The 22,420-nt window shown below is 66.5% G+C and carries 20 protein-coding genes and 1 tRNA gene; 9 read left to right on the forward strand and 12 right to left on the reverse strand.

Annotated features, from left to right (window positions below):
- The first annotated feature begins 1,099 nt into the window (after positions 1 to 1,099).
- Both O6Y00_RS17895 and O6Y00_RS17900 read left to right on the forward strand, forming a co-directional pair.
- A complete protein-coding gene (locus O6Y00_RS17895) occupies positions 1,100 to 1,333 on the forward strand; it encodes a hypothetical protein (RefSeq protein WP_353443924.1) in 234 nt (77 codons plus the stop codon).
- 160 nt (positions 1,334 to 1,493) lie between these two features.
- Positions 1,494 to 2,831, forward strand: a complete 1,338-nt coding sequence (locus tag O6Y00_RS17900) for a hypothetical protein (protein WP_353443925.1) — start codon at positions 1,494 to 1,496, stop codon at positions 2,829 to 2,831.
- Between the two features lie 21 nt (positions 2,832 to 2,852).
- Here the strand turns inward: O6Y00_RS17900 and O6Y00_RS17905 are convergent.
- Positions 2,853 to 2,928, reverse strand: a tRNA-Thr gene (locus O6Y00_RS17905).
- A gap of 134 nt (positions 2,929 to 3,062) precedes the next feature.
- Between O6Y00_RS17905 and O6Y00_RS17910 the strand changes: the two genes are divergently transcribed.
- Both O6Y00_RS17910 and O6Y00_RS17915 read left to right on the forward strand, forming a co-directional pair.
- On the forward strand, positions 3,063 to 4,334 hold the full coding sequence (locus O6Y00_RS17910; protein ID WP_353443926.1) for a PAS domain-containing protein: 1,272 nt from the start codon (positions 3,063 to 3,065) through the stop codon (positions 4,332 to 4,334).
- Positions 4,335 to 4,428: 94 nt separating this feature from the next.
- Positions 4,429 to 9,033: an NAD-glutamate dehydrogenase gene (locus tag O6Y00_RS17915; protein WP_353443927.1), complete on the forward strand. Its 4,605-nt coding sequence runs from the start codon at positions 4,429 to 4,431 to the stop codon at positions 9,031 to 9,033.
- A gap of 152 nt (positions 9,034 to 9,185) precedes the next feature.
- On the opposite strand, the gene O6Y00_RS17920 is transcribed toward O6Y00_RS17915, so the two are convergent.
- The 10 genes from O6Y00_RS17920 to O6Y00_RS17965 all read right to left on the reverse strand — a co-directional run bounded on the left by O6Y00_RS17920 (position 9,186) and on the right by O6Y00_RS17965 (position 18,935).
- Positions 9,186 to 10,325, reverse strand: coding sequence for a PepSY-associated TM helix domain-containing protein (locus O6Y00_RS17920; protein WP_353443928.1), 1,140 nt, complete (start codon positions 10,323 to 10,325; stop codon positions 9,186 to 9,188).
- A 69-nt stretch (positions 10,326 to 10,394) separates the two neighbouring features.
- Positions 10,395 to 11,078, reverse strand: a complete 684-nt coding sequence (locus O6Y00_RS17925) for a Fe2+-dependent dioxygenase (RefSeq protein ID WP_353443929.1) — start codon at positions 11,076 to 11,078, stop codon at positions 10,395 to 10,397.
- On the reverse strand, positions 11,072 to 11,818 hold the full coding sequence (locus O6Y00_RS17930; protein WP_353443930.1) for a tetratricopeptide repeat protein: 747 nt from the start codon (positions 11,816 to 11,818) through the stop codon (positions 11,072 to 11,074). The genes O6Y00_RS17925 and O6Y00_RS17930 overlap by 7 nt, the downstream gene beginning before the upstream one ends.
- Before the next feature lie 7 nt (positions 11,819 to 11,825).
- Positions 11,826 to 14,312, reverse strand: coding sequence for a TonB-dependent receptor (locus O6Y00_RS17935; RefSeq protein ID WP_353443931.1), 2,487 nt, complete (start codon positions 14,310 to 14,312; stop codon positions 11,826 to 11,828).
- A gap of 73 nt (positions 14,313 to 14,385) precedes the next feature.
- Complete coding sequence (locus tag O6Y00_RS17940; protein WP_353443932.1) at positions 14,386 to 14,628, reverse strand: ribbon-helix-helix domain-containing protein; 243 nt, start codon at positions 14,626 to 14,628, stop codon at positions 14,386 to 14,388.
- A 16-nt stretch (positions 14,629 to 14,644) separates the two neighbouring features.
- Complete coding sequence (gene cobT, locus O6Y00_RS17945; protein WP_353443933.1) at positions 14,645 to 16,468, reverse strand: cobaltochelatase subunit CobT; 1,824 nt, start codon at positions 16,466 to 16,468, stop codon at positions 14,645 to 14,647.
- Complete coding sequence (locus O6Y00_RS17950) at positions 16,468 to 16,713, reverse strand: hypothetical protein (RefSeq protein WP_353443934.1); 246 nt, start codon at positions 16,711 to 16,713, stop codon at positions 16,468 to 16,470. Before O6Y00_RS17950 ends, cobT begins: the two co-directional genes overlap by 1 nt.
- On the reverse strand, positions 16,713 to 17,195 hold the full coding sequence (locus O6Y00_RS17955) for a DUF2778 domain-containing protein (protein WP_353443935.1): 483 nt from the start codon (positions 17,193 to 17,195) through the stop codon (positions 16,713 to 16,715). Before O6Y00_RS17955 ends, O6Y00_RS17950 begins: the two co-directional genes overlap by 1 nt.
- A 2-nt stretch (positions 17,196 to 17,197) precedes the next feature.
- A complete protein-coding gene (gene cobS / locus O6Y00_RS17960) occupies positions 17,198 to 18,202 on the reverse strand; it encodes a cobaltochelatase subunit CobS (RefSeq protein WP_353443936.1) in 1,005 nt (334 codons plus the stop codon).
- Positions 18,203 to 18,245: 43 nt separating this feature from the next.
- Positions 18,246 to 18,935 carry a winged helix-turn-helix transcriptional regulator gene (locus O6Y00_RS17965; RefSeq protein ID WP_353443937.1) on the reverse strand — a complete coding sequence of 230 codons (690 nt, stop codon included), beginning with the start codon at positions 18,933 to 18,935 and terminating at the stop codon, positions 18,246 to 18,248.
- 75 nt (positions 18,936 to 19,010) lie between these two features.
- Between O6Y00_RS17965 and O6Y00_RS17970 the strand changes: the two genes are divergently transcribed.
- The 3 genes from O6Y00_RS17970 to O6Y00_RS17980 all read left to right on the forward strand — a co-directional run bounded on the left by O6Y00_RS17970 (position 19,011) and on the right by O6Y00_RS17980 (position 20,645).
- Positions 19,011 to 19,439: a VOC family protein gene (locus O6Y00_RS17970; protein ID WP_353443938.1), complete on the forward strand. Its 429-nt coding sequence runs from the start codon at positions 19,011 to 19,013 to the stop codon at positions 19,437 to 19,439.
- Positions 19,440 to 19,503: 64 nt separating this feature from the next.
- Complete coding sequence (locus O6Y00_RS17975; protein WP_353443939.1) at positions 19,504 to 20,199, forward strand: glutathione S-transferase family protein; 696 nt, start codon at positions 19,504 to 19,506, stop codon at positions 20,197 to 20,199.
- The gene (locus O6Y00_RS17980; protein WP_353443941.1) at positions 20,196 to 20,645 is read left to right on the forward strand and encodes an SRPBCC family protein; all 450 of its coding nucleotides are present in this window, start codon (positions 20,196 to 20,198) and stop codon (positions 20,643 to 20,645) included. Before O6Y00_RS17975 ends, O6Y00_RS17980 begins: the two co-directional genes overlap by 4 nt.
- 64 nt (positions 20,646 to 20,709) lie before the next feature.
- On the opposite strand, the gene O6Y00_RS17985 is transcribed toward O6Y00_RS17980, so the two are convergent.
- The gene (locus O6Y00_RS17985; RefSeq protein ID WP_353443983.1) at positions 20,710 to 21,234 is read right to left on the reverse strand and encodes a J domain-containing protein; all 525 of its coding nucleotides are present in this window, start codon (positions 21,232 to 21,234) and stop codon (positions 20,710 to 20,712) included.
- 123 nt (positions 21,235 to 21,357) lie between these two features.
- Between O6Y00_RS17985 and O6Y00_RS17990 the strand changes: the two genes are divergently transcribed.
- Positions 21,358 to 21,645 carry a BolA family protein gene (locus O6Y00_RS17990; protein WP_353443942.1) on the forward strand — a complete coding sequence of 96 codons (288 nt, stop codon included), beginning with the start codon at positions 21,358 to 21,360 and terminating at the stop codon, positions 21,643 to 21,645.
- Complete coding sequence (locus tag O6Y00_RS17995) at positions 21,645 to 22,352, forward strand: glutathione S-transferase (protein ID WP_353443943.1); 708 nt, start codon at positions 21,645 to 21,647, stop codon at positions 22,350 to 22,352. Before O6Y00_RS17990 ends, O6Y00_RS17995 begins: the two co-directional genes overlap by 1 nt.
- The last annotated feature ends 68 nt before the right edge of the window (positions 22,353 to 22,420 follow it).

Raw genomic sequence — 22,420 nt, forward strand, 5'->3', positions numbered from 1 at the left:
GGAGCCGTAGCTAGTGGCAGATGGGATTCGGACTGGTACGCCATCTGTTCGTCATGCGGGTTTAGCCGGTGATAGGCTGCCCCCTTATGATAGGAACCGCCGCCACCTTAATTCAGAAGCTTCTTGTGTCGTACAGGCGCCGGGAATGTCTACGCTCAGAGTCATGCCCCGAAGCATCGCCCCAATCCATCAGCGCACGTTAACTCACTTGCGACGGTCGCCTGCTTCGCGGTATATTGCTTACGCTTCATTTGAGCAAGCTTGCGGTCGCCAACTTATCACGAACAATCAGTCGGATAGCTTCGGGTCGGGAGGGCCGTGGTTCGTGCAGGTCAATCCAGTCGTCAAGCGCTGCCAACTGCTCCGGCTGTAAGCGAACGTTGATCGAGACGCCTAAGCCCGTAGCGGGGCGTCCCCTCTTTTTTGCGGTGCCGTTAATTGACATGACCAAATTACGGTGCCACTAAAGGCGAGCCGACGCAAGGCTCCTACACCTCGCGACGGCTCTAACCAAAACCGATCTTAAGGGAGATCGATTGTGGCTGTTCAGGCCTTAAAGCCAGCGGCGTCGCTGGCCAATACCGATCGTACCCATTCAAAACTCGCGCTGGCACGATTCATCGACGCAGCCACAGGGCACGATGCAATCCGTTGCCCTTTCTCTATCACGAGCAAGCTAGCCGCGGGGCATCTCTTGCATTTTGCCAAGGTTCAGCTGGCGGGACCTTCGGTGCCCGATCTCGCGGCGTTGACGACCAAGCTCCGCTTTATCGTGACGAACATGGGCACTCCGCCGCTAGTCGCCGAATGCCTAGCGATGGACGTTCGCCGCCTCGCAAGTCGCGCGCCACAAGAATGCGCTTTTCGTCTTCGTCTTAGCCATCGCGTCCCAAAAAGAGCCCATCTGACACGGTGCGCTCAGCGAGCTCCCAGTCATCCCAGCACTCTTGTAGAAATGCTTTCTACAAGAGTGCTGGCTGGCGCAGCCGCTCGATCGTCTCGCAAGAGAAACAGTATGATGATCCACGCAGCTCCAAGCCAAACACGCCAACCCGAACCATCGGCACACTTAGCAGCCTGTTCCCAAAAGTGGGAACAGGTGAGTTTTCCGATCGCGGTGATCGGGATGTTGGGGTTCGACACATCCAGCGCATTGCCCGGCAAAGGCCGGCTAGTCGCTGAACTGAGCACCGCCATTCTTGCAGCGCACTTTATCATAAATGGAGAACATGGCGTATCCGACGCCAAACTTACGGATGCGGCCGCCGGGTCGGATCCGCGCAGCGAGCGGCTTCTCGTTCATACGCGCGAGCTTCGTGAGGCAATCCAATGACGGCCCCCTCGATCGTCAGACTCGACCAGAAGCTCGCCCGCGCTGCTGAGCTTGGAAAGGGCATCCGGCTGGAGTCCGCCGACCTCGACTTGCTGGGCAGTCTCGGCCTCTTCGACATGACGCACCGCGCCAAATCCGATTATCTGAAAGAACGAACACAATGTCGCGACGCACGCCGCCGGTCTATCAACGGGGCAAATACTGGCTTGCTCATGACGAGCGAGCAGACGGAAGCCGGCGGAGTCCCAATTTCTATGTCTGGTGGTACGATTCCGCCACGCGACGCGAACGCAGCTCGTCGACGGGTAAGGTAGACGAAGCCTCGGCGATCCTCGCGCTCGACAGGCTCTATCTGGCCGACAAGGGCGAGGCTCCGGCTTTTTGCCACGCCTGCGGCCAGTCGCTGGCGCAGGCGCAGACCTATCTGCTGACCGATGCCATCGCGGACTATAAGATCGAGTGGGGCGATACGCGTGTGTCGGCGGACACGATCGCCGGACGCCTGGCGCACGTCGTTGGGTTCCTCGACGCCGAGCAGGCGTTGGCTACGGAAGGCAGATTTGGTCACGCCACCAGCTGCGCTGCCGCCTGCTCGTCAGTCTTCGTCCACGCGTTTCGCGCTTGGTCGCGGTTGCAGCCGGTCGAGTGGCGCAACGGCAAGGGCGAGGTCACGGTATCGCGTATCCGCTCGCCGGCAGCGACCGAGGCATCGATCGCACAGCTGATCGCGGTCCTAAACCACGCCGCGAACGCCGAGCCGCCGCGCTCCGACAAGCGCCCTATCTATAAACCCCTCCCCGCCCGCCAAGTGCAGCGCCAACGTCGCACGCGAATCGGGGTTGAGGAATTGGCAAAGATGTTTGCCTATGCGGCCGAGCCCGACCGCCAGCGCGGCTCGCTCCACGCGTTCCTTGTCGCCTCGGTCTGCACGATCGCACGACCGGGCGCTGTGGTGGATATAAGCGTCGCGCCCGATCGACAGCAGTGGTGGCCCGGCGCCCCAACGGTCGATCTGAACCCGCAGGGCCGCACGCAGAACAAGAAGCATCGCGCGCTCCTGCCCGTGCTGCCGCTGCTCGATCGCTGGCTGCGCGCGGAATACGCGACCTACATGGCGCTGAAGCCTGACGAGCGTGCGGGGCGCGGCTGGCTGGTAAACTACCACGGCCGCCCCGTGCAGGACGTCGATCGCGCGTGGGACACGATGCTGACGAAGCTCGACATGCCCACCGGTCGCGAATGGCGCCCCTATGTGCTGCGTCACAGCTTGGCGACGCTCGTCCGCAACCGTGGCGCCGAGAAGTGGGATCTTGAGGGCTTCATGGGCCACCGAGCCGGAAGCCAGACCGAGGTCTACGCGATCGGCGAATTCCCCAGCGTAGTGCGCGCTCTCGAGAGCATCATTTCGGAAATCGAAAAGCTCGCACCGGGGGCAATGCACCGGAACCTTACCGGAGTCGACAAATCCTCGCCCCTGACAGGAAACCTGCAGATGTAAGTGTTTACAACAACTTGTCGATGGTGCCGCTTACAGGACTCGAACCTGTGACCCCCGCATTACGAATGCGATGCTCTACCAGCTGAGCTAAAGCGGCCCGACGACGGATGTGTCCGGTCGAGGGGGCGGCGCATACCAAGGGAATTCCGGGCTGACAAGCGGTTTGCGTCTTTACCGTGCGTTTACCAAGCGGGGTGCAGAAGCGAAGGCGAAAAACGGGGGCCTTTCGGCATGGATACGGTACACGGCCTGGACAGCGAACGCATCGACGGCCGGGATGACCTGGCCGCACGCGAAGGAAATGGCGCAGTGGCTTCGACGATCGGCGGCGGTGCAAATGACGGCGGTGAAAACGGCGGCGGTGAAAACGGCGGCGGTCGCAATAACAGCGGCGGCAATGACTGCGGTTCGGACAACGGCGACCCCGGCCCGGCGCGGGAGGCGACCGATGCCGGGATGAACGACGTGATGTTCGATATCGGTGGCGACGAGCGGCGGATGCACGTGCGCGCGTACAATCACTGGGTGTCGCTGCTGAAGGGGCGGCCCTATCCGTCGATCGCCGACCTCGAGCCCGAGACGATCACCGATTTCGGGCCGCACAGCGTGCTGCTCGACTTCAGCCACGGCATGGGCGATCCCAAGATCGCGTATCTCGGCCGGGCGCTGCGCGAGGAATGCGGGCTGGAGGGGCCGATCGCGACGATCGCCGACGTGCCGAGCCGCTCGCTGCTGTCGCGGCTGACCGATCATTATCTGCAGATCATCGCCAATCGCGCGCCGATCGGCTTCGAGGCGGAGTTCGTCAGCAGCCGCGGCTGCACGACGCTGTACCGCGGGATCCTGATGCCGTTCACGTCGGGGGGCGCCACGATCGACTTCATCTACGGCGTGATCAACTGGAAGGAACTTGCCGACGCCGACCTGCAGTCAGCGCTAGCGGCCGAACTCGATGCGGCGGTGCGCAGCAGTCCGCAAAGTTCGGCCGACATCGCGCCGGTCTGGGCGGATGGGCCGAGCGGCGGGTTTGGGATGGACCAGGCAGACGATCTCGGAACCGTCGAGCCGGCTTCGCCTGCGCTCGACACGACCGCATCACTGACTCCGATCGCTGTACCGAACGGCGCGTTGGGCGAGCAGCTCGCGATCGCGCGCGAGAGTGCCGCGCAGATGCGGGCCGCCGAGGCGCGCAGCCGGGCGGCGCTGCACCGTGCACTCGGCCGGGCGCATGATCTGGCCGTGTCGGCCGACACCGACGGCGCCGCGTATGCCGCGATGCTGTCGGCCGCGCATGGTCCCGGTTCGACGACGCCGATGGAGGATGTCATCGCGCTGGTGTTCGGCGGCGACTTCGAGGCGACGCGCCGGACGGAGCTGGCGGCGGTGTTGTCGCATGCGAAGCGACATCAGGTGCCGGTCGGCGGTTTTTCGAGTTTCCTGAGCGGGTTCGGCAACGATCTGTCGGTCGTCGCTGCAGCCGAGCGCGCGGCAGAAGGGTTCTGATACCAGTACCAAAGCTGGGTGCGGCGCAGCATATTTCTTCGCACCTGCCACAAGGCTTGAGATAGCCGGACGGCAGGCGCATAGGCCCCGACCTATGGCGAACCAATCGTTGAAAACACTCACCGATGCCCTTGCGGCACGGCTGACCGAACGGGCCCTTCCGGGCGAACTCAAGGACTTCGGTGCGAGCGAGGTGGCGCAGGCCGCAGCCTTCGTCGCCGCCACCGCCGCGCACCGCGACGACGGCGCGCCGGCGATCGCGATCGAGCCGATCAGCGCGGACGACACGCGGCGGCGGATGCGCCTCGCGATCGTCAACGACGACATGCCGTTCCTGGTCGATTCGATCGCCGCGGCGATCGGCGCGCAGGACATCGCGGTCGACCGGATCATCCACCCGGTGGTGCGGACGGTGCGGGCCCCCGATGGCGCGCTGCACGCGATCGGGGAAGAAGGCCGCCCCGAATCGATGATCTATCTCGAGATGGAACGCGCCGATGCGCGCGACCGTCGCGGACTGATCGAGGACCTGACCGCGGTGCTGGCGGACGTCCGCGCGGCGGTGACCGACTGGCGGGCAATGCAGGCTGCGCTCGACGACGATATCGCCAAGCTGCCCGAGGGTGAAGGCGCGGCGCTGTTGCAGTGGTTCCTCGACGGGCATCTGACGCTGCTCGGCCATCAGGTCTGGCATCGCGACGGCAGCAGCGGCGCGGCGCTCGGCATCGCGCGCAACGAACACCGCGTGCCGATCCTCGCCGAAGCCTCGCGCGCGCTGGCGATCAAGTGGTTCGAGGCGGGCAACGAGGCGCCGCTGCTGCTGAAGTCGAACCTGATCTCGACCGTCCACCGCGCCGTGCCGCTCGACCTGGTCGTCCTGCCGGTGATGGAGGGGACGAATGTCGCCGGGCTGTCGATCCATAGCGGGTTGTGGACCAGCGCGGCGCTGGCGGCGATGCCGCGCGACGTGCCGGTGCTGCGCACCCGGCTGGCGGCGATGAAGGCGAAGTTCGGGTTCGATCCGCGCGGTCACGCCGGCAAGGCGCTGACGCATGCGTTCACCGCGCTGCCGCACGATCTGGTGATCGCGTTCGCGCCCGATGCGCTGGAGGATTTGGCGCTGACCGCGATGAGCCTCGCCGACCGGCCGCGGCCCGCGCTGGTGCTGGTCGAATCGGCGCTTGGCCGTCATCTCTTCGGATTCGTCTGGCTGCCGCGCGACGACGTCACCACCAGCCGCCGCGTCGCGATCGGCGACATGCTGGCGGAGGCGGCCAATGCAAGCGTGCTGAACTGGTCGATCGCGCTGGAGGACGGCGAGGTGGCGATGATCCGCTACACGCTCGACCTGCGCGGCGATGGCCGGATGCCCGATGTTGCGCCGCTCGCGCTGCGGTTGCAGCGGATGGTGCGCGGCTGGGTGTCCGACGTCGAGGCCGCTTTGGTCGACGCGCTGCCACCACCACGCGCTGCGCGTCTGGCGTTGAAGTGGGCGGCGGCATTCCCGCAGAATTACCGCAACCTCAGCACGCCTGCCGAAGCCGCCGCGGACATCCAGCGACTTGCCGCGCTCGACGACGCGGGCTCGCGCGGCGTCCGGCTGATCCCGAGCGCCCCCGGTGAAGACCGACAGCTCAAGATCTACAAGCTCGGCGGCGCGCTCGCGCTGTCGGACGCGGTGCCGGTGCTGGAGAATTTCGGCTTTCGGGTGATCGGCGAATTGCCGACGCGGTTGCGCGATGACAGCGATCCGTTCGTCCACGACTTCGTGCTGGAGGCGAACGATGCGGCGCTGGATACCGATGCGGCCGTGCTGGAGGGCGCGATCGCGGCGGTGCTGGAGGGTGCGGCGGAGAACGACGCGTTCAACCGGCTGATCGTCGAGCTGGGCATGGGCCCGCAGGCGATCGTGCTGTTCCGCGCGTGGTTCCGGTATCTGCGCCAGGCGGGCATGCCGTATGGGCTGACCACCGTGGTGGACGCGCTGCGGCGTGCGCCCAAGGTCGCGGCGGCGCTGATCGCGCGGTTCACCGCGGTCCATCATCCGGAGCATCCGGGCGACGCGATCGCGGCGGATACCGCGATCGAGACGGGGCTCGATGCGGTATCGGCAATCGACGACGACCGCATCCTCCGCGCGTATCGCAACCTGATCGCGGCGACCCTGCGCACCAACGCGTTTGCGCCTGCCGCCACCGAAGCGCTGGCATTCAAGCTCGACAGCCACTTGATTCCGGGGCTTCCCGCGCCGGTGCCGTGGCGAGAAGTGTGGGTCTACTCGCCCCGCGTCGAAGGCATCCACCTCCGTGCCGGTCCGGTCGCACGCGGCGGCCTGCGCTGGTCCGACCGTCGCGACGATTTCCGCACCGAGATCCTCGGGCTGATGAAGGCGCAGCGCGTTAAGAACGCGGTGATCGTGCCGACCGGCGCAAAGGGCGGCTTCTATCCGAAGCAACTCCCCGCCCCGTCGAACCGCGACGCGTGGCTGGCCGAGGGGACGGAGAGCTACCGGATCTTTATCCGCACCTTGCTGTCGATCACCGACAACATCGTCGAGGGCAAGGTCGTGCATCCGGACGGCGTGACGATCCTCGATGGCGAGGACCCGTATTTCGTGGTCGCCGCCGACAAAGGCACCGCGACGTTCAGCGACGTGGCGAACGCCCTCGCGCTCGAACGCGGCTACTGGCTCGGCGACGCGTTCGCCTCCGGTGGCTCGGTCGGCTACGATCACAAGGCGATGGGGATCACCGCCAAGGGCGCGTGGCTCAGCGTCCAGCGGCACTTCGCCGAACGTGGTCTCGACGTGCAGAGCGAGAGCATCACCGTCGTCGGCTGCGGCGACATGTCGGGCGACGTGTTCGGCAACGGCATGCTGCTGTCGAAGACGCTGAAGGTGATCGCGGCGTTCGATCACCGACACATCTTCCTCGATCCCGATCCCGATCCGGCGGCAAGCTGGACCGAGCGCAACCGGATGTTCGCGCTGCCGCGGTCGAGCTGGGCCGACTACGACACTAGCCTGATCTCGAAGGGCGGCGGCGTGTTCGCGCGCACCGACAAGGTCATCAAGCTGTCGAAGCAGGTCCAGGCCGCACTGGGCGTCACCGCCAGCGAGATGGAGCCGGGTGCGCTGATCTCCGCGATCCTCAAGGCACCCGCCGACCTGCTCTGGTTCGGCGGCATCGGCACCTATGTGAAGGCGGCATCGGAAGCGAACGTCGCGGTCGGCGATCCGGCCAATGACCGGTTGCGCGTCAACGCCGAGGATTTGCGCGTGATCGCGATCGGCGAGGGTGCGAACCTTGGCGTCACGCAGGCGGCGCGCATCGCGTTCTCTGCACGTGGCGGGCGGATCAACACCGACTTCATCGACAATTCGGCGGGCGTCGACTGCTCGGACAACGAGGTCAACATCAAGATCGCGCTCAACCGCGAGATGATCGAGGGGCGGCTCGACTATGAGGACCGCAACACGCTGCTCGCGAGCATGACCGACGACGTCGCGCATCTGGTGCTGGAGGATAACCGGCTCCAGACGCTGGCGCTGTCGATCGCCGAAGCCGATGGCGCGGTGGCGGTGCCGAGCTATGTCCGCGTGATCGAGATCTTTGAGGGCGGCGGCAAGCTCGATCGTGCGGTCGAGGGGTTGGCGTCGAATGACATCCTGCTGCGACGCGGCCAGGACGGATTGGGACTCACCCGCCCCGAGCTGGCGGTGCTGCTCGCGACCGCCAAGCTGTCGCTGCAGGATGCGATCGAGCATGGCGACATCGCGCGCGACGATGCGCTCAAGCCCGACCTGCACGCCGCTTTCCCGGCCGCGATGCGCGAACGGTTCGCGACGGCGATCGACGAACACCGGCTGCGGCCGCAGATCGTCGCGACCAAGCTCGCCAACCGGATCGTCAACCGTCTCGGCATCCTCTACCCGTTCGAACTGGCGGAGGAGGAAGGCGCGGCGATGGACGATATCGCCGCGATGTTCGTCGTCGCCGAGCGGCTGTTCGACCTGCCGGCGCTGTGGGCGGAGATCGAGACCGCGGTGATGCCCGAGGCGGCGCGAATCGCGCTGTTCGACGAAGTGGCCGTCGCGACGCGCTCGCAGATCGCCGACCTGTTGCGTGTGTCCGCGCCCGGTACCGCACCGGGCGAAGTGCTTGCGCGGCTCGCGACGGGCATCACGCAGCTCGATCGCCAGACCAAGGCGTTGCTGCTCGAAGAAGCGAGCGCGCAGAGCGGCCGGATCGCGACTCAGCTCGAGGCGGTCGGTGCGCCGGGCGATCTGGTGCGCAAGGTGGTGCGGCTGTTCGAGATGGACGGGGCGGTCGGTCTGGCCGATCTCGGCGCGCGGATGACGCTCGACGAGGCGGTGCTGACGCGCGCGTTCACGCATCTCGGGCAGGCGCTGGGGCTCGACTGGGCGCAGGCGAATGCCGCGCGGATCAGTCCTACCGATCCCTGGGAGCGGTTGCTGATCGCCGGGCTCGCACGCGATTTCCAGCAATTGCGACTGGAATTCATCGCGCGGTGCGGCGCCCAGGATCCGCAGGGTGCGGTGGAGAAGTGGCTGCTGACGAACGCCGCGCGCGTGGCGCAGTTCAAGGCGGTGATCGACCGCGCCCGTCATGCGGCGGTGCCGAATGCGGCGATGCTGGCACAGATCGCCGGCCAGGCGCGGGTATTGTTGGGACGGTAAGCCCCTCTCCCCGGCGGGGAGAGGGAGGGGCCCGCACGCGCTTGCGTGTGGGAGGGTGAGGGGCATGAGGCTCGGGACGTTAATCCCAACTGCCCCTCACCCTCCCGTCGCTATGCTCCTCCGTCCCTCTCCCCGGCGGGGCGAGGGAACGCCTACGCCGCCCGCGCCTTGCGCTTCGCGGCCAGCTCGGCCTTCCAGCCGCGAGCACGCCACCACATGATCACGCCGGTCACGCCCAGCACCGCGGGCAAAATCCCGCCGATGAAGATGATCGCCTGCCACAGCGCGCCCATGTCGGTACCATCGTGGATCCGGCGCATCCACCGCGCGACGCCACCCTGAGGCCGCGCCGGCGCCGCGGTCGCGTCGCCGGTATCGTCGGCGATCTTGATCCCGACCGGCGCGCCCTTGCCCGCAAACGTCACGGTCCAGTCCGCAGTGAGATCGGTCGGCCACGCGACGCTGCGGAGCGGCGCGGCCCCGGCGATCCCGCGCGCCTTGCCGATCGCGACGTCGAGCGGTTGGGCGGGCTTCACCAGCGGCTTCGCGCGCGCCATCGCCGCCCGGTCCGGACCGCCGCCGCCACCGCCACCGCCGCGCGGGCGTGACGCCTCGCCCGAAATCTTGCCGAAGAACTGCGGGAACGAGATCCAGGCGCCGGTCAGCGACAGCACGAACAACGGCAGCGCGACCCAGAAGCCGAACAGATAATGCAGGTTCGTATCGGTGTTGCGGTGACGCTTGTAGCGCAGCCCCCGCGCCCAGCGGCCGACCGTCGGCCACCACAACCACAGCCCGGTAAAGCACGACACCATCATGAACACGCCGATCCAGCCGACGATCGACCGGCCGACGCCGGGCAGTTGCAGGCTGCCGTGGAGCCCATGGAGGAACCGCACCAGCCCGCCGTTCGACGGCGAGATTTCCAGCACGCGCGCGGTCGGCGGATCGAGATAGACCATCGTCCGCTGCGGCGGGCCGGGCCGCTGGGGCGCTTTCCCGGCAGCCGCGGCCGATACCACGACCGGGCCACCGTCCTCGGGCAACGTCAGCACCGCGATCCGCTCGCCGTGCTTCAGCGCGATCGCCGCCGCCGCGACATAGGCGTCGGGGCTCAGCAATGTCGTCCCCGACACCGCATAGCGCGTCGGGTTGACGATCTTGTCGAGCGCGTGGTCCCACACCAGCGCCGCGCCGCTGAGCGACAACGGGATGATCAGGATCGCGAGGATCAGTCCGATCCACTTGTGGACCTGAAACCACGCCCGTCGCATCGCCATCTTACGCATCATATTCCCCCGTTCGTGGAGCGTGGCATGGCTGGCGTGGCCAAGTCCATCCATCCCCTTTCACCTGCGCGCTCAAACATCCGCCCAGCGACGCAGCAGATTATGATACACCCCCGTCAGCCGCACCGTCGCCGGATCACCCTGCCCTTGCGCGGCCGCGACCGCCTGCACGCCTTGGTCGAGATCGAACAGGATACGCCGCGCGCCGTCATCGCGAACCATCGACTGCAACCAGAAAAACGACGCGACCCGCACGCCGCGCGTGACCGGCGCGACGCGGTGCAGGCTGGACGCGGGATACACCACCATATGGCCGGCGGGCAGCTTGACGGATTGCGGCCCGAACTGGTCCTCGATCACGAGCTCGCCGCCGTCGTAACTTTCGGGATCGGCGAGGAAGAGGGTCGCGGACAGGTCGCTGCGGATGCGGAAGTCGGAACCACGCTTGATCCGGATCGCGGTGTCGACGTGTAGCCCGAAATCCTGGCCGCCGGCATAGCGGTTGAACAGCGGGGGGAAGACTTTGAGCGGCAGCGCGGCGGCGACGAACAGCGCGGACTGGCCAAGCGCGTCGAGGAGGATGCTGCCCGCCTCGCGTGCCGCGGCGGAGTCCTCGGGCAGTTGCTCGTTGCGCTTGGCGAGCGCGGATTGGGTGCCCGAGGTCGCGTTGCCGTCGATCCACGCGGCCGCGTCGATCAGCGCGCGGACCTGCGCCACGCCGGCGGGATCGAGCACATCGGGAATCGCGATCAGCATCGTGTACCCTCCCGAAATGCCGCCACGCCGCGCGTGCGGAACGCCGGAATCTCGCTGGTAGCCAGCCACGCCCCGGCCTTGGCGAGGAACGCCGCATTGCCGCGTTCGCCGGCCTGTTTAAGCCAGTCGAGCGCCGCGTCGATATCGCCCGCCGCACCGAGCATCCGCGCGTGATTGAAGCAGCCGCGGAAATCGCCGCCCGCTGCCGCCTGCGCATAACATGCGGCGGCGCGCACGAGATCGCGCTCGCAGGCCCAGCCGTCTTCGGCGAAGCTGCCGACGAAATTGATCGCCTTCGCGCTGGCGAGCCCCGAGTCCATCGCCGCGACCTTTTCCAGCAACGCTAGCGCCGCCGGCTTGTCTTCGGCGACACCCTCCCCCAGCGCGAGCAGCGTCGCGTAGTTGTACATCGCCCAGTCGAGCCCGCGCTCGGCGGCAATCCGGTAGCATTCGGCCGCACGCGCCTTGTCGACGCGCGTGCCCCAGCCAAGATCGTAGCAGCGCCCGACCATGTTCAGCGCCATCACGTGATGCTGCGCTGCCGCCTTGGTAAACCAGCCCAGCGCAGCGACGGGGTCCACCGCCACGCCAAGCCCGTCGAGCAGCATCTGGCCATACACCGCCTGCGCCTCGGCAACGCCCGCGTCCGCCGCCTCGCGCACGAACGCCGCGCGCTCCGCCGGACTTCCGGAGAGGCGCGCGGCGATGGCGTCGGGGGTAAGGGTGTCGATCGCCGTCATATCGTCCTCAGAACCGCAGGTTCACCGTGCCGAAGATCGTGCGACCGGCCGCCAGCGTCGCGTAGTGGCTGGTGTAGGTCTGCGAGAAATAGGTCTTGTTCGTCAAATTCTGCGCATTGACGCTGAGGTCGACATTGTCGGTCAGCGTGTAGCTCGCGCGCGCATCGAAGCGCCAGTAATCGGGGCTGCTGCGCGTCAGCACCTTGGTCGCCGGGTTGACCGACACGACGCCCGCGGCGGTCTGCGTCGCGGTGCGGTTGTCGGCATAGCCGCCGATCTGCTCGTCCATGTACAGCGCGGTACCGCCGATCTGGAGCCGCTTGGTCACGGTGACGTTGGTCGTTGCCGTAAAGCTGTTCTTCGCGGTCTGCGGGACCTGCTTGCCGGTATTGACCGACACGACGCCGATCGTGCGCGCCGGCTGGATGCCCGGGAGCGCGGCGGCGGTTAGCGTGGTGAAGCCGCCGTCGATGATCTTCGGATCGAGATGCGTGAAGCCACCGAACACCGTCCAGCCAGGCAGGATCGTGCCGCTGACGTTGAACTCGACGCCGCGGATCCGCGTCTCGCCGATGAACGACGCGGTGTTGTTGTCGTCGAGCACGCGCGCATTGGCGATGTCTGTCTGGAACACGGCCGCGCCGAGCTGGAGCTTTTCCCCGAACAGGCTGGCCTTGGCGCCGACCTCGTAGGACTTGGTCTTTTGCGGACGCAGCAGGTTGAGCACCGCGGCGGTGATCGCATTGTCCTCGCGCCCCTCACCCAGCAGGCTGTTGGGCGGCGTCGCGGCGGTCGCGTAGCTTGCGTACAGGCTGGTTTCCGACGTCGGCTTGAACACGAGGCCGGCCTGCCAGTTGAACAGGTTATCGACGCGCTTGATCCGCGTCTGCTGCGCACTCGGCAGGATCACCGTCGACTGGAACCGGTCGTAGCGCGCACCCAGGTTCAGGATCAGCGACGGCATCAGCGTGATCGAATCGAACGCGTAGACTGCCTTGGTATTCGCGTCGTTCTGCGTCTCGGCGGACGTCGCGCCCTTCACGATCGGGGTCGGCATGGTCAACGTGTCGCTCGTGTAATTGACCCACGGTGCGTTCGGGTTCGGGTTGAACAGGCTCACGCAATAGGAGCGCGCGATCGTCGCGGTGTTGCAACGTGGCGAAATCGTCGATCCGTTCGCCGACACGAACGCGCCACGCCGCGTCTTCTCCCACGAGATTTCGGTGCCGAGCGAGAAGCTGTGCTCGATGCTCCCTGTATCGAACTTGCCGTACAGGTCGGTCTGGTCGACGATGCTCTCGCTATAGCCGTAGCGCGTGTTGCCGCGCGTCCAGACATAGCCGCCGGTAAGCACGTCGCCGCGCGCGCCAGCGACACCGCTGGTCGGATTGACGGCCGCCGTCCCGTAGACATTGCCCTGGCTGTCGTCGGGCAGCGTGAAGATGTAGCTCTGGTCGCTGTGCGTGTAGCGCGCGGTGTTGCGCAGGGTGATGCCGCCGAAGTCATGCTCGACGCGGATCGTCGCCTGGTTGGTGTTGGCATCGCGGAAATCGCGTGCCGCCAGGCCGTAGAAGGTCTTGCGCGAGACGTAGCCGGTCTGTCCGCCGGCGGTCGTCACGGTGCCGAGCGCGGGCTGGGTCGAGACGTTGCCCGTGCCGGGATGGTTGGCGATCGTATAGAGATACGGGATGCCACTGTCGGGCAGTTCCTTGCTCTCCATGTGATAGAAGCTGGCGGTGAGCCGGGTCGGCGTGCCGAGCCCGACCGCGAACGACGGTGCGATGCCCCAGCGCTTCGCCCAGATCGCGTCGCGTCCGGCGACGTCCTGGTCGTGCCACATGCCTTCGATGCGGAAGGCGGCGGTATCCGAGATCTTCAAATTCACGTCGCCGGTGACGCGCTTATAGTCCGCCTCGCCGTAGCTGCCGCTCAGCGATCCGAAGTTCTCGAGCTGTGGCAGGCGCGACAGGATGTTGATCGTGCCGCCCGCCGAGCCGCGCCCGCCGAGCGTCGAATCCGAGCCGCGAACGATCTGGACCGAGTCGACCGCGAACACTTCGCGCGTCTGTGCGGCGAGATCGCGAACACCATCGACATAGATGCTGCCCTGGCTGTCGAAACCGCGGATGAAGGGGCGATCGCCGATCGGGTTGCCCCCCTCGGCGGCGCCGAACGTGATGCCGGGTATGGTGCGGAGCGCGTCGGCCAGGCTGTTCGATCCGGTCTGTTCGATCACTTCCTTCGGCAGCACGATCACCGAGCGCGGCGTGTTGACGAGCGGCGCGACCTGCTTGGGACCTTCGTCGCGCTGGCGCTGGCCGTTGACGAGGATTTCCTCGCGCTGCTGGTCGTCCGTCGCGGCGGGGGCCGGAGCCTTTGCCGCATCCGCCGCATAGGCCGGCGCGGTCGCGAAGGCGCCGACGCACGACAGAGCGAGAAACGCGGGCACGGAGGACGAGCGCGGCAACGATGCGCGCGGCGAAGGTAGCGACATGGACAAACCCCTTTGTTCTTGGGGGTTCGCTATTGAGAGTCGTTCGCACTGTCAACGCTAATGAGAGTAGTTCTCAACCTCTATTGTCGAACAGCCATGTTCTCAATGCGCTAGCGAGGTTGGGCGGATCATTCGCGACGATGCGGACCGCATCGATTTCAGCGACGAGCGCGGACAGCGGCAGGGCGTGACGAACCGCTGCCGCTTCAAGCGCGCCCCAGAAGACGGGTTCAAGGCTGATCGACGTCTGGTGGCCAGCGATCGTGATCGAGCGTTTGACGGGTCCGTGGAACCCGCCCCCGGGCGCCGCGATCACGCCGCCCGCCCGGCGATCACTCGGTGTCGAACAGCGACGCGAGCTGTTCGATGATCGTGCCGCCCAGTTGCTCGACGTCCATGATCGTGACGGCGCGCGCGTAATAGCGGGTGACGTCGTGGCCGATGCCGATCGCGACCAGTTCGACCGGTGACTTGCTTTCGATCCAGCCGATCACCTGGCGCAGATGCCGCTCGAGATACGAGCCCGAATTCACGCTGAGCGTCGAATCGTCGACCGGCGCGCCATCACTGATCACCATCAAGATGCGACGCTCCTCGGGCCGCGCGACCAGCCGCGCATGCGCCCACATCAGCGCCTCGCCGTCGATATTTTCCTTGAGCAACCCCTCGCGCATCATGAGCCCGAGCGAGTTGCGCGCGCGGCGCCACGGCTCGTCGGCACGCTTGTAGACGATGTGGCGGATGTCGTTGAGCCGGCCCGGCTGTGGCGGACGCCCTGCGGCAAGCCAGGTTTCGCGGGACTGCCCGCCCTTCCAGGCGCGCGTCGTAAAGCCGAGGATCTCGGTCTTCACGCCGCAGCGCTCCAGCGTGCGCGCGAGGATGTCCGCGCTGATCGCCGCGATCGAGATCGGTCGCCCGCGCATCGAGCCGGAATTGTCGATCAGAAGCGTCACGACGGTGTCACGGAAGTCGGTCTCCCGCTCGGCCTTGTAGCTCAGCGACAGCGTCGGGTTGACGATCACGCGGGCGAGGCGCGCCGCATCGAGGATGCCCTCCTCCTGGTCGAAATCCCACGACCGCGACTGCTGCGCCATGAGGCGCCGCTGAAGCCGGTTGGCGAGCTTCGACACGGTCGATTGCAGGTGCACGAGCTGCTGGTCGAGATAGCCGCGCAACCGCGCCAATTCGTCGGCGTCGCAGAGCTCGGTGGCGGCGATCACTTCGTCGAACTGCGTCGTCCACGGCTTGTAGTCGAACGCGCCGCCCATGTCCGCGAAGGGACGGTTCGGGCGGACCGGCTGCATGCCTTCCTCGCCATCGTCGCCGGGCTCGCCGTCGATGTCGTCCATCGACTCGTCGCTCTGCTCCTGGCCGTCGCTTTCCTCGTTCTGCTGCTCGGACTGTTCGCCGCGCGCCTCGACTTCGCCCTGGCCGTCCTCGCCCTGCTCGTCGCCTTCGTCGCCCTCGTCCTGCTGCTGCTCGTCAGTGCCCTCGTCCTCGGAGCCGCCTTCGTCGCTCTCCTCGGGGACCTGATCGCCTTCGACCAGTTCGAGTTCCTGCAGCATTTTCCGGGCGAGGCCCTGGAACGCCTTCTGGTCGTCGAGCGCGTAGGCCAGCGCGTCGAGATCGGTCTTGCTCTCGATCCACTCGCGGACCAGCGCGAGCCCCGGCGCTGCGATCGCGGGCGATTCCTGCCCGGTCAGCCGCTCGCGCACCATCAGGCCGAGCGCGGTCGACAGCGGCACTTCGTCACGGTTGCGTGCGCGCGTGATCGGATCGGCGCGCAACCGCACGTCGAGCGCGCGTTCAAGATTTTCGGTGATGCCGGCATAGCCGCGCGACCCAAGCGCCTCGACCCGCGCAGTCTCGACCGAATCGAACACCGCTCGCGCCACCGCCTCGACCGGTGCCGCGCGGCTGTGGAGCGCGATATCGTGATGCTTCAGTCGCAGCGCGAACCCATCCGCAAACCCGCGCGCCTCGGCAACCTGCTCGAGCGGGAGGGCACGTGCCGGCATCGGCACCTTGATATGCTTGCCACTCTGCACCGGCGCATCCGCGGTGAAGGCGAGTTCGACCTCCGGCTCCTCCGAGATCGCGCGCGCCGTCCCGGCAAGAACCGCCTTGAAGCGATCGAGAGGTGTTTCGTTGGCCATCAGCGTGTTCCACGTAGTGCGTAGCGACGCGCTATCGCCACCGCGAGGACGGCGATGACCAGCGCGAACAGGAAGCTCAGCAGCATGAACAAGTTCTCAGTGTCCTCGATCCCGATGCCGCCCAACGCGCCGGACAGGCGGCTGACGGCCAATCCGACGTTTTCGGGCCAGTGGATACGCCCGAACGCCATCCACAAGACGATCGTGATCGCCAGCACGGCGATCGCCGAGAGGGTCGACCGCATCACGAAACCTCGATCGTGCCATAAGCGCGACCACCGCCCCTCGGGATCGCGAGCGGCTGCGCGTTCCGCAACGCTGCGGCCAGTCGGACGAAGTCGGCCAGCCGCCGGAGGGTCACGCAGCCTTCGCTGATGCCCATCGGGCCGACCGGGTGCAACCGGAACTCACCGCGTCGGATATGACCGACGAACGTCTCATCGTCCAGGCGGCCATCGTCGCGCAGCAGCGCGAACCAGCTTGAATGGTCGATGCCCGACCAGCTGTCCTTGACGAAATCGCGCAGCCAGCCCAATCGCCCGCCACTTTCGCGATCGACGATGTAATATCGACCCTCGGGCAGCGGCCCGATCTTCGCCACCCCCACACCTTTGGGATCGTTCCGCCACCGCCCCGAGCCGGAAAAGGCTGCGAAGCTTCCCACACCCGGCGCGACCAGGGTCGACATAGACCGCCCGTTCAGCGCGAAGGTGCAGGCGATCGCCACGCTCAGGCCTTCCCGACGACGCTCTCAGGAAGATCCTTGCCGAACACGCGCTGATAATATTCGGCGACCAGCGGCCGCTCCGCCTCGTCGCACTTGTTGAGGAAGCTCAACCGGAACGCGAAGCCGACGTCGCCGAAGATCAGCGCGTTCTGCGCCCAGGTGATCACCGTGCGCGGGCTCATCACGGTCGAGATGTCGCCGTTGACGAAGCCCTTGCGGGTCATGTCGGCGACGCGGACCATGTTCTCGACGGTCTTCTTGCCCTCGGGCTTGTCGTATTCGCCCGACTTGGCGAGCACGATCTGCGCCTCCACCTTGGCGGGCAGGTAGTTGAGCGTGACGACGATGTTCCAACGGTCCATCTGGCCCTGGTTGATCTGCTGCGTGCCATGATACAGCCCGCTCGTATCGCCCAAGCCCACCGTGTTGGCGGTCGCGAACAGGCGGAACCACGGGTTCGGACGGATCACGCGGTTCTGGTCGAGCAGCGTCAGCTTGCCCTCGGTCTCCAGCACGCGCTGGATCACGAACATCACGTCCGGACGGCCCGCATCGTATTCGTCGAACACCAGCGCGGTCGGGGTCTGCAACGCCCAGGGCAGCAGGCCTTCGCGGAACTCGGTGATCTGCTGGCCGTCCTTCAAGACGATCGCATCGCGGCCGATCAGGTCGATGCGGCTGATATGCGCGTCGAGGTTGATGCGGATGCACGGCCATTTCAGGCGCGCCGCGACCTGCTCGATATGCGTCGACTTGCCGGTGCCGTGATAGCCCTGGACCATCACGCGACGGTTATGCGCGAACCCGGCCAGCACGGCGAGCGTCGTGTCGGCATCGAAGACGTACGCCGGATCGAGATCGGGGACGCGCTCGTCGGCTTCGGAGAAGGCCGGCACTTCCATGTCGGAATCGATCCCGAACATCTCGCGCACTTTGACCATCTTGTCTGGTGCATCGAGGATCGTGGTCTCGCGGCTATCTGGCTGGGTATTCGGGATATCGGTCATGTTGGCCTCGTGTTCCCCACCGCTCTAGGGCAAGCAAGGGGCGTTACTCAACCGCGACCTTGTCCGGAAGCGGGAAGAGTGTGACGAACCGCTCGGCAAGCGCACGGTTCCCGGTGATCTGCAATGTGCCCGCGGCTTCCGCCTCGGGAAGGGGCCTGGCGCCGTAGACGAGCGATGCGATCGTCATCGGATCGCTGTCGAACGTGACGTCCGCGACCGAGGGGTCCGCGCGCACGACGTGGATCCACTCGCCATCGATCCGGCCGACGAACCCCTCACCGCCTAGCCGAAACCCGACGACCGCGGCCCAGCCATCGGCACGCTGCCGCGAGAACATCGTCCGGAACGACAGCATCAGCGAGGCCGCGCTGAGCGGCAGGGTCGGATCATGCGCCGGCGACCGCGCCGCCCATCGACCAAGTTCGCGGATCGCGGTCTCGCTCTCATATCCCCACGGCGTCAGCTCGTAGACCTGTACGCTGGCGGGTGACGGCAACACGCGCCGGATCAGGATACCGGCGCGCGCGAGCCCCTCCAGCCGCTGCGTCAGGACGTTCGCACTGATCCCGCCAAGGTTGGCCTTGAGTTCGCCAAACCGCCGCGGACCGAACATCAGTTCGCGCACGACCAGCAACGACCAGCGCTCGCCCACCAGTTCGAGCGCCATCGCGGTGCCGCACGCATCGTCATACCACCGCTTCGGCGGGGCTTCGGTTACATTTTCTAACTTCATAGTTGTTTTAAGTAACCTTTGCGGGCATGCAATGCAAACACCGGTATGAAACCGAGTCGAATCAGGAGAGCCGCCATGAGCAAAGCCATCTTCGTGAACCTGCCCGTCGCCGACGTCGTGGCCGCGACGGCGTTCTACGCGGCGATCGGGTTCGAGCGGAACGCGATGTTCTCGAACGATCGGGGATCGGCGATGGCATGGTCGGACACGATCACCGTGATGCTGCTCGACCGCGCTTTTTACGCGACCTTCACGCCCAAGCAGATCATCGATGCGAAGACGACCAGCGGCGTGCTGCTGGCGTTGTCGTTCGGCACCCCCGCCGACGTCGATGCGATAACGGAAGCCGCTCTTGCGGCGGGCGGGCGTGAGTTGCACGATCCCGAGGACATGGGCTTCATGTACAGCCGCGCCTTCGAGGATCTCGACGGGCATGGCTGGGGACCGTTCTCGATGGACATGGCGGCGGCGGCGCAGTCGATGGGCGAAACCCAGCCGGCGTGATCCAGCCAAACTGATCCAGCCGCGGCGACCGCGCCAGACCTGGTGACATCCGGAAAGGGAAACGATGCGACCGATCATCACCGCCTATGACTGGGTTCCCGATTTCGCCAGAGGCCAGGTGCGGGACCTGCGCCTCCGCTGGGCGCTCGAGGAGGTCGGCCAGCCCTATGACGTCCTGTATCTCCAGCAGGGCGAGCAGAAACAGCCGCCGCACCGCGATCGGCAACCCTTCGGGCAGGTGCCGACGTACGAGGCGGGCGACCTGATGCTGTTCGAGTCCGGCGCGATCGTCCTGCATATCGCCCAGACGCAGGGCGACGCGTTGCTGCCGGCCGACGACGACGCTCGTGCCCGCGCGATCGAATGGATGTTCGCCGCGCTCAACACGCTCGAGCCGCCGATCATGGACCGGGCAAACGCCACGCTGTTCGAGCGCGACGAACCCTGGTCGCTGCCGCGACTGCCCGCGATCGACCGCCGCATCGACGAACGGCTGCGCGAACTCGCCGGACGGCTTGGCCGGCGGCAATGGCTCGACGGCGACCGGTTCAGTGCCGGCGACCTGATGATGGTGGCGGTGTTGCGCATCGTCGGCGGCACGCCGTTGCTCGACGCGCATCCGACATTGACCGAGTATGTCGCGCGAGGCGAAGCGCGTCCGGCCTTCGCGCGGGCGCTCGCCGACCAGCTCGCCGGGTTCACCGGCGCACCGCCGCCGGCGTTCGCCGCATGGGTGGCGGCACAGGGAGAGACTGGATGACCGACGCGTACGACCTGTCGATCACCCGCCTGATCGACGCCCCCGTCGAGACGGTGTGGCGTGGCTGGACCGAGCATCTCGCTGACTGGTTCTGCCCGCGCCCCTGGACGACCGAGATCGTCGAACTCGACCTCCGCGCTGGCGGCCGCTGCGCGCTGATCCTCCGCGGCCCGGACGCCGAGGAAAACGCGCTCGAAGGCGTCTATCTCGAGGTGACGCCGTACTGCCGCATCGTCTCCACCGATGCGTTCACAGCGGGCTGGGTGCCGCAAACCCCGTTCATGACGCGGCTCGACGAATTCTTCGAGGAACACGGCAAGACCCGCTACACCGCCACCGCCCGCCACTGGACCGCCGAGGCGCGCGACAGCCACGCAGCGATGGGGTTCGAAACGGGCTGGAACGCGGCAGCCGATCAACTCGAAGAGGTCGTCCGGCGATTATAGGGATGTAGCAACGTCATTTCCCGGCGGGGGGGCTCGTGTAGATCGCAAATGCGGCGTCGGCGTATCACGCGAACGCCGCGGCCCCCTTCAGGTGCTGATACGCCGCGATCACTTTCTGCAACTCCGACTCGTGCGCGCGGTCACCGCCATTGCGATCGGGGTGATAGCGCCTGACGAGTTCGCTGTAGCGTTTGCGCAAGGCCGTCCGGTCGGTGTCCGTGCCGAGCCCGAGCACGCGCAACGACCGCCGTTCGCCATCCGACAGCACGCGGCCGTCCTTCCGCGCTGCGGCCATCCGCTCGCCGAAGCGCGCACCGATCGCATCGATCGGATCGGCGAAGTCCGCCCATTTCGGCGGGGTGTCGCCGCCGCCATGCGCGAACGCGCGCGTTTCGCGTTCCCAGCCCGCCATCGGCCGCTGCGCATAGTGGATCTCGTCCGCCGTCATCCCGTCGAAGAAATTATAGCCGGAGTTGAACGCACGGACATGCTCCAGGCAGAACCAGCGGAACTGCGGCGGGCCGCCGTCGCTCGGTCCTTCGAGCGGTGGCGCGCGGAATTCGCCGGGTTCCTCGCAGTCGCGCCACATGCAGACGCGCCCGCTCCCTTCCACGCGGCCGTGAAACCGCGGGCTGGGTCGCTCCTTGCGATTGTTCTGACCGTCTTCGCTCACCGGCTCCCCGCGCTTTCCGAAACGGGCTATATAGGGAGCATGACAGACCTCGCCACCGGCTCCATGCAGGACCAGATCACCGCCCGCCTCACCGCGGCGCTCACGCCCACACAGCTGACCGTCGTCAACGAGAGCGGGCTCCATGCCGGCCACATGGGCGACGATGGCACCGGCGAGACGCATTTCCGGGTCGCGGTGGAAACGCCGCGTTTCGAAGGCCTTACCCGCGTCGCGCGCCAGCGGCTCGTGAACCAGGCGCTCGCAGACCTGTTGAACACGAAGATTCACGCGCTCGCCATCAAGGCCCGCGCACCAGGGGAAAACTGATGCCGTACAAGCTCTGGTACTGGCCTTCCATCCAAGGCCGCGGCGAGTTCGTCCGGCTCGCGCTCGAAGGCGCCGAGATCGCGTATGAGGATTGCGCGCGTAGCGTAGGCGAAGAGGGTTTGCTGGCCGATCTCAACGATCGTACCGGACGGACGCCGTTCGCGCCGCCCTATCTGGAGCTCGACGGTCTGGTGATCGCGCAGGTTGCCAACATCCTGATGTATCTCGGCGAGCGTCACGGCCTCGCGCCGTCGAACATGGCGGACCGGCTGTGGCTCAACCAGCTCCAACTGACGATCGCCGACCTCGTCGCGGAGGTCCACAACGTCCATCATCCGGTCGCGATGATGGACTATTACGACGACCAGAAGCCCGAGGCGGCGCGTGCGGCGAAACAGTTCCGCGAGGCGCGGATGCCGAAGTATCTCGGTCATTTCGAGAATGCCGCGCAGGCCAATACCGGCGACTGGCTGATCGATCACAAATGGAGCTACGCCGATACGTCGCTGTTCCAGGTGATCGAGGGGCTGCGGTACATGTTCCCGAAGCGGATGAAGACGCTCGAACCCGACTATCCGAACCTGATCCGCATCCACGACCAGGTCGCGGAACTGCCCGGCATCAAGGCCTATCTGAAGAGCGACCGTCGCCTCGCCTTCAACACCGACGGCATCTTCCGCGCGTATGCGGAGCTCGACGCGGCATGATGGTTCTCCGATCCTCCCCCGCCAGGGGGAGGTGGATCGCGCAGCGAGACGGAGGTGGCGGTAAGCGA

The organism is Sphingomonas faeni, assembly GCF_040407565.1.
Lineage (GTDB): Bacteria > Pseudomonadota > Alphaproteobacteria > Sphingomonadales > Sphingomonadaceae > Sphingomonas > Sphingomonas faeni_F.

Bases quoted from the DNA above. Each gene is read 5' to 3' on its own strand.
- O6Y00_RS17900 (WP_353443925.1), top strand. From the start codon at position 1,494: ATGTCGCGACGCACGCCGCCGGTCTATCAACGGGGCAAATACTGGCTT.
- O6Y00_RS17910 (WP_353443926.1), top strand. From the start codon at position 3,063: ATGGATACGGTACACGGCCTGGACAGCGAACGCATCGACGGCCGGGAT.
- O6Y00_RS17915 (WP_353443927.1), top strand. From the start codon at position 4,429: ATGGCGAACCAATCGTTGAAAACACTCACCGATGCCCTTGCGGCACGG.
- O6Y00_RS17920 (WP_353443928.1), bottom strand. From the start codon at position 10,325: ATGATGCGTAAGATGGCGATGCGACGGGCGTGGTTTCAGGTCCACAAG.
- O6Y00_RS17925 (WP_353443929.1), bottom strand. From the start codon at position 11,078: ATGCTGATCGCGATTCCCGATGTGCTCGATCCCGCCGGCGTGGCGCAG.
- O6Y00_RS17930 (WP_353443930.1), bottom strand. From the start codon at position 11,818: ATGACGGCGATCGACACCCTTACCCCCGACGCCATCGCCGCGCGCCTC.
- O6Y00_RS17935 (WP_353443931.1), bottom strand. From the start codon at position 14,312: ATGTCGCTACCTTCGCCGCGCGCATCGTTGCCGCGCTCGTCCTCCGTG.
- cobT (WP_353443933.1), bottom strand. From the start codon at position 16,468: ATGGCCAACGAAACACCTCTCGATCGCTTCAAGGCGGTTCTTGCCGGG.
- O6Y00_RS17950 (WP_353443934.1), bottom strand. From the start codon at position 16,713: ATGCGGTCGACCCTCTCGGCGATCGCCGTGCTGGCGATCACGATCGTC.
- cobS (WP_353443936.1), bottom strand. From the start codon at position 18,202: ATGACCGATATCCCGAATACCCAGCCAGATAGCCGCGAGACCACGATC.
- O6Y00_RS17965 (WP_353443937.1), bottom strand. From the start codon at position 18,935: ATGAAGTTAGAAAATGTAACCGAAGCCCCGCCGAAGCGGTGGTATGAC.
- O6Y00_RS17970 (WP_353443938.1), top strand. From the start codon at position 19,011: ATGAGCAAAGCCATCTTCGTGAACCTGCCCGTCGCCGACGTCGTGGCC.
- O6Y00_RS17975 (WP_353443939.1), top strand. From the start codon at position 19,504: ATGCGACCGATCATCACCGCCTATGACTGGGTTCCCGATTTCGCCAGA.
- O6Y00_RS17980 (WP_353443941.1), top strand. From the start codon at position 20,196: ATGACCGACGCGTACGACCTGTCGATCACCCGCCTGATCGACGCCCCC.
- O6Y00_RS17985 (WP_353443983.1), bottom strand. From the start codon at position 21,234: ATGTGGCGCGACTGCGAGGAACCCGGCGAATTCCGCGCGCCACCGCTC.
- O6Y00_RS17990 (WP_353443942.1), top strand. From the start codon at position 21,358: ATGACAGACCTCGCCACCGGCTCCATGCAGGACCAGATCACCGCCCGC.
- O6Y00_RS17995 (WP_353443943.1), top strand. From the start codon at position 21,645: ATGCCGTACAAGCTCTGGTACTGGCCTTCCATCCAAGGCCGCGGCGAG.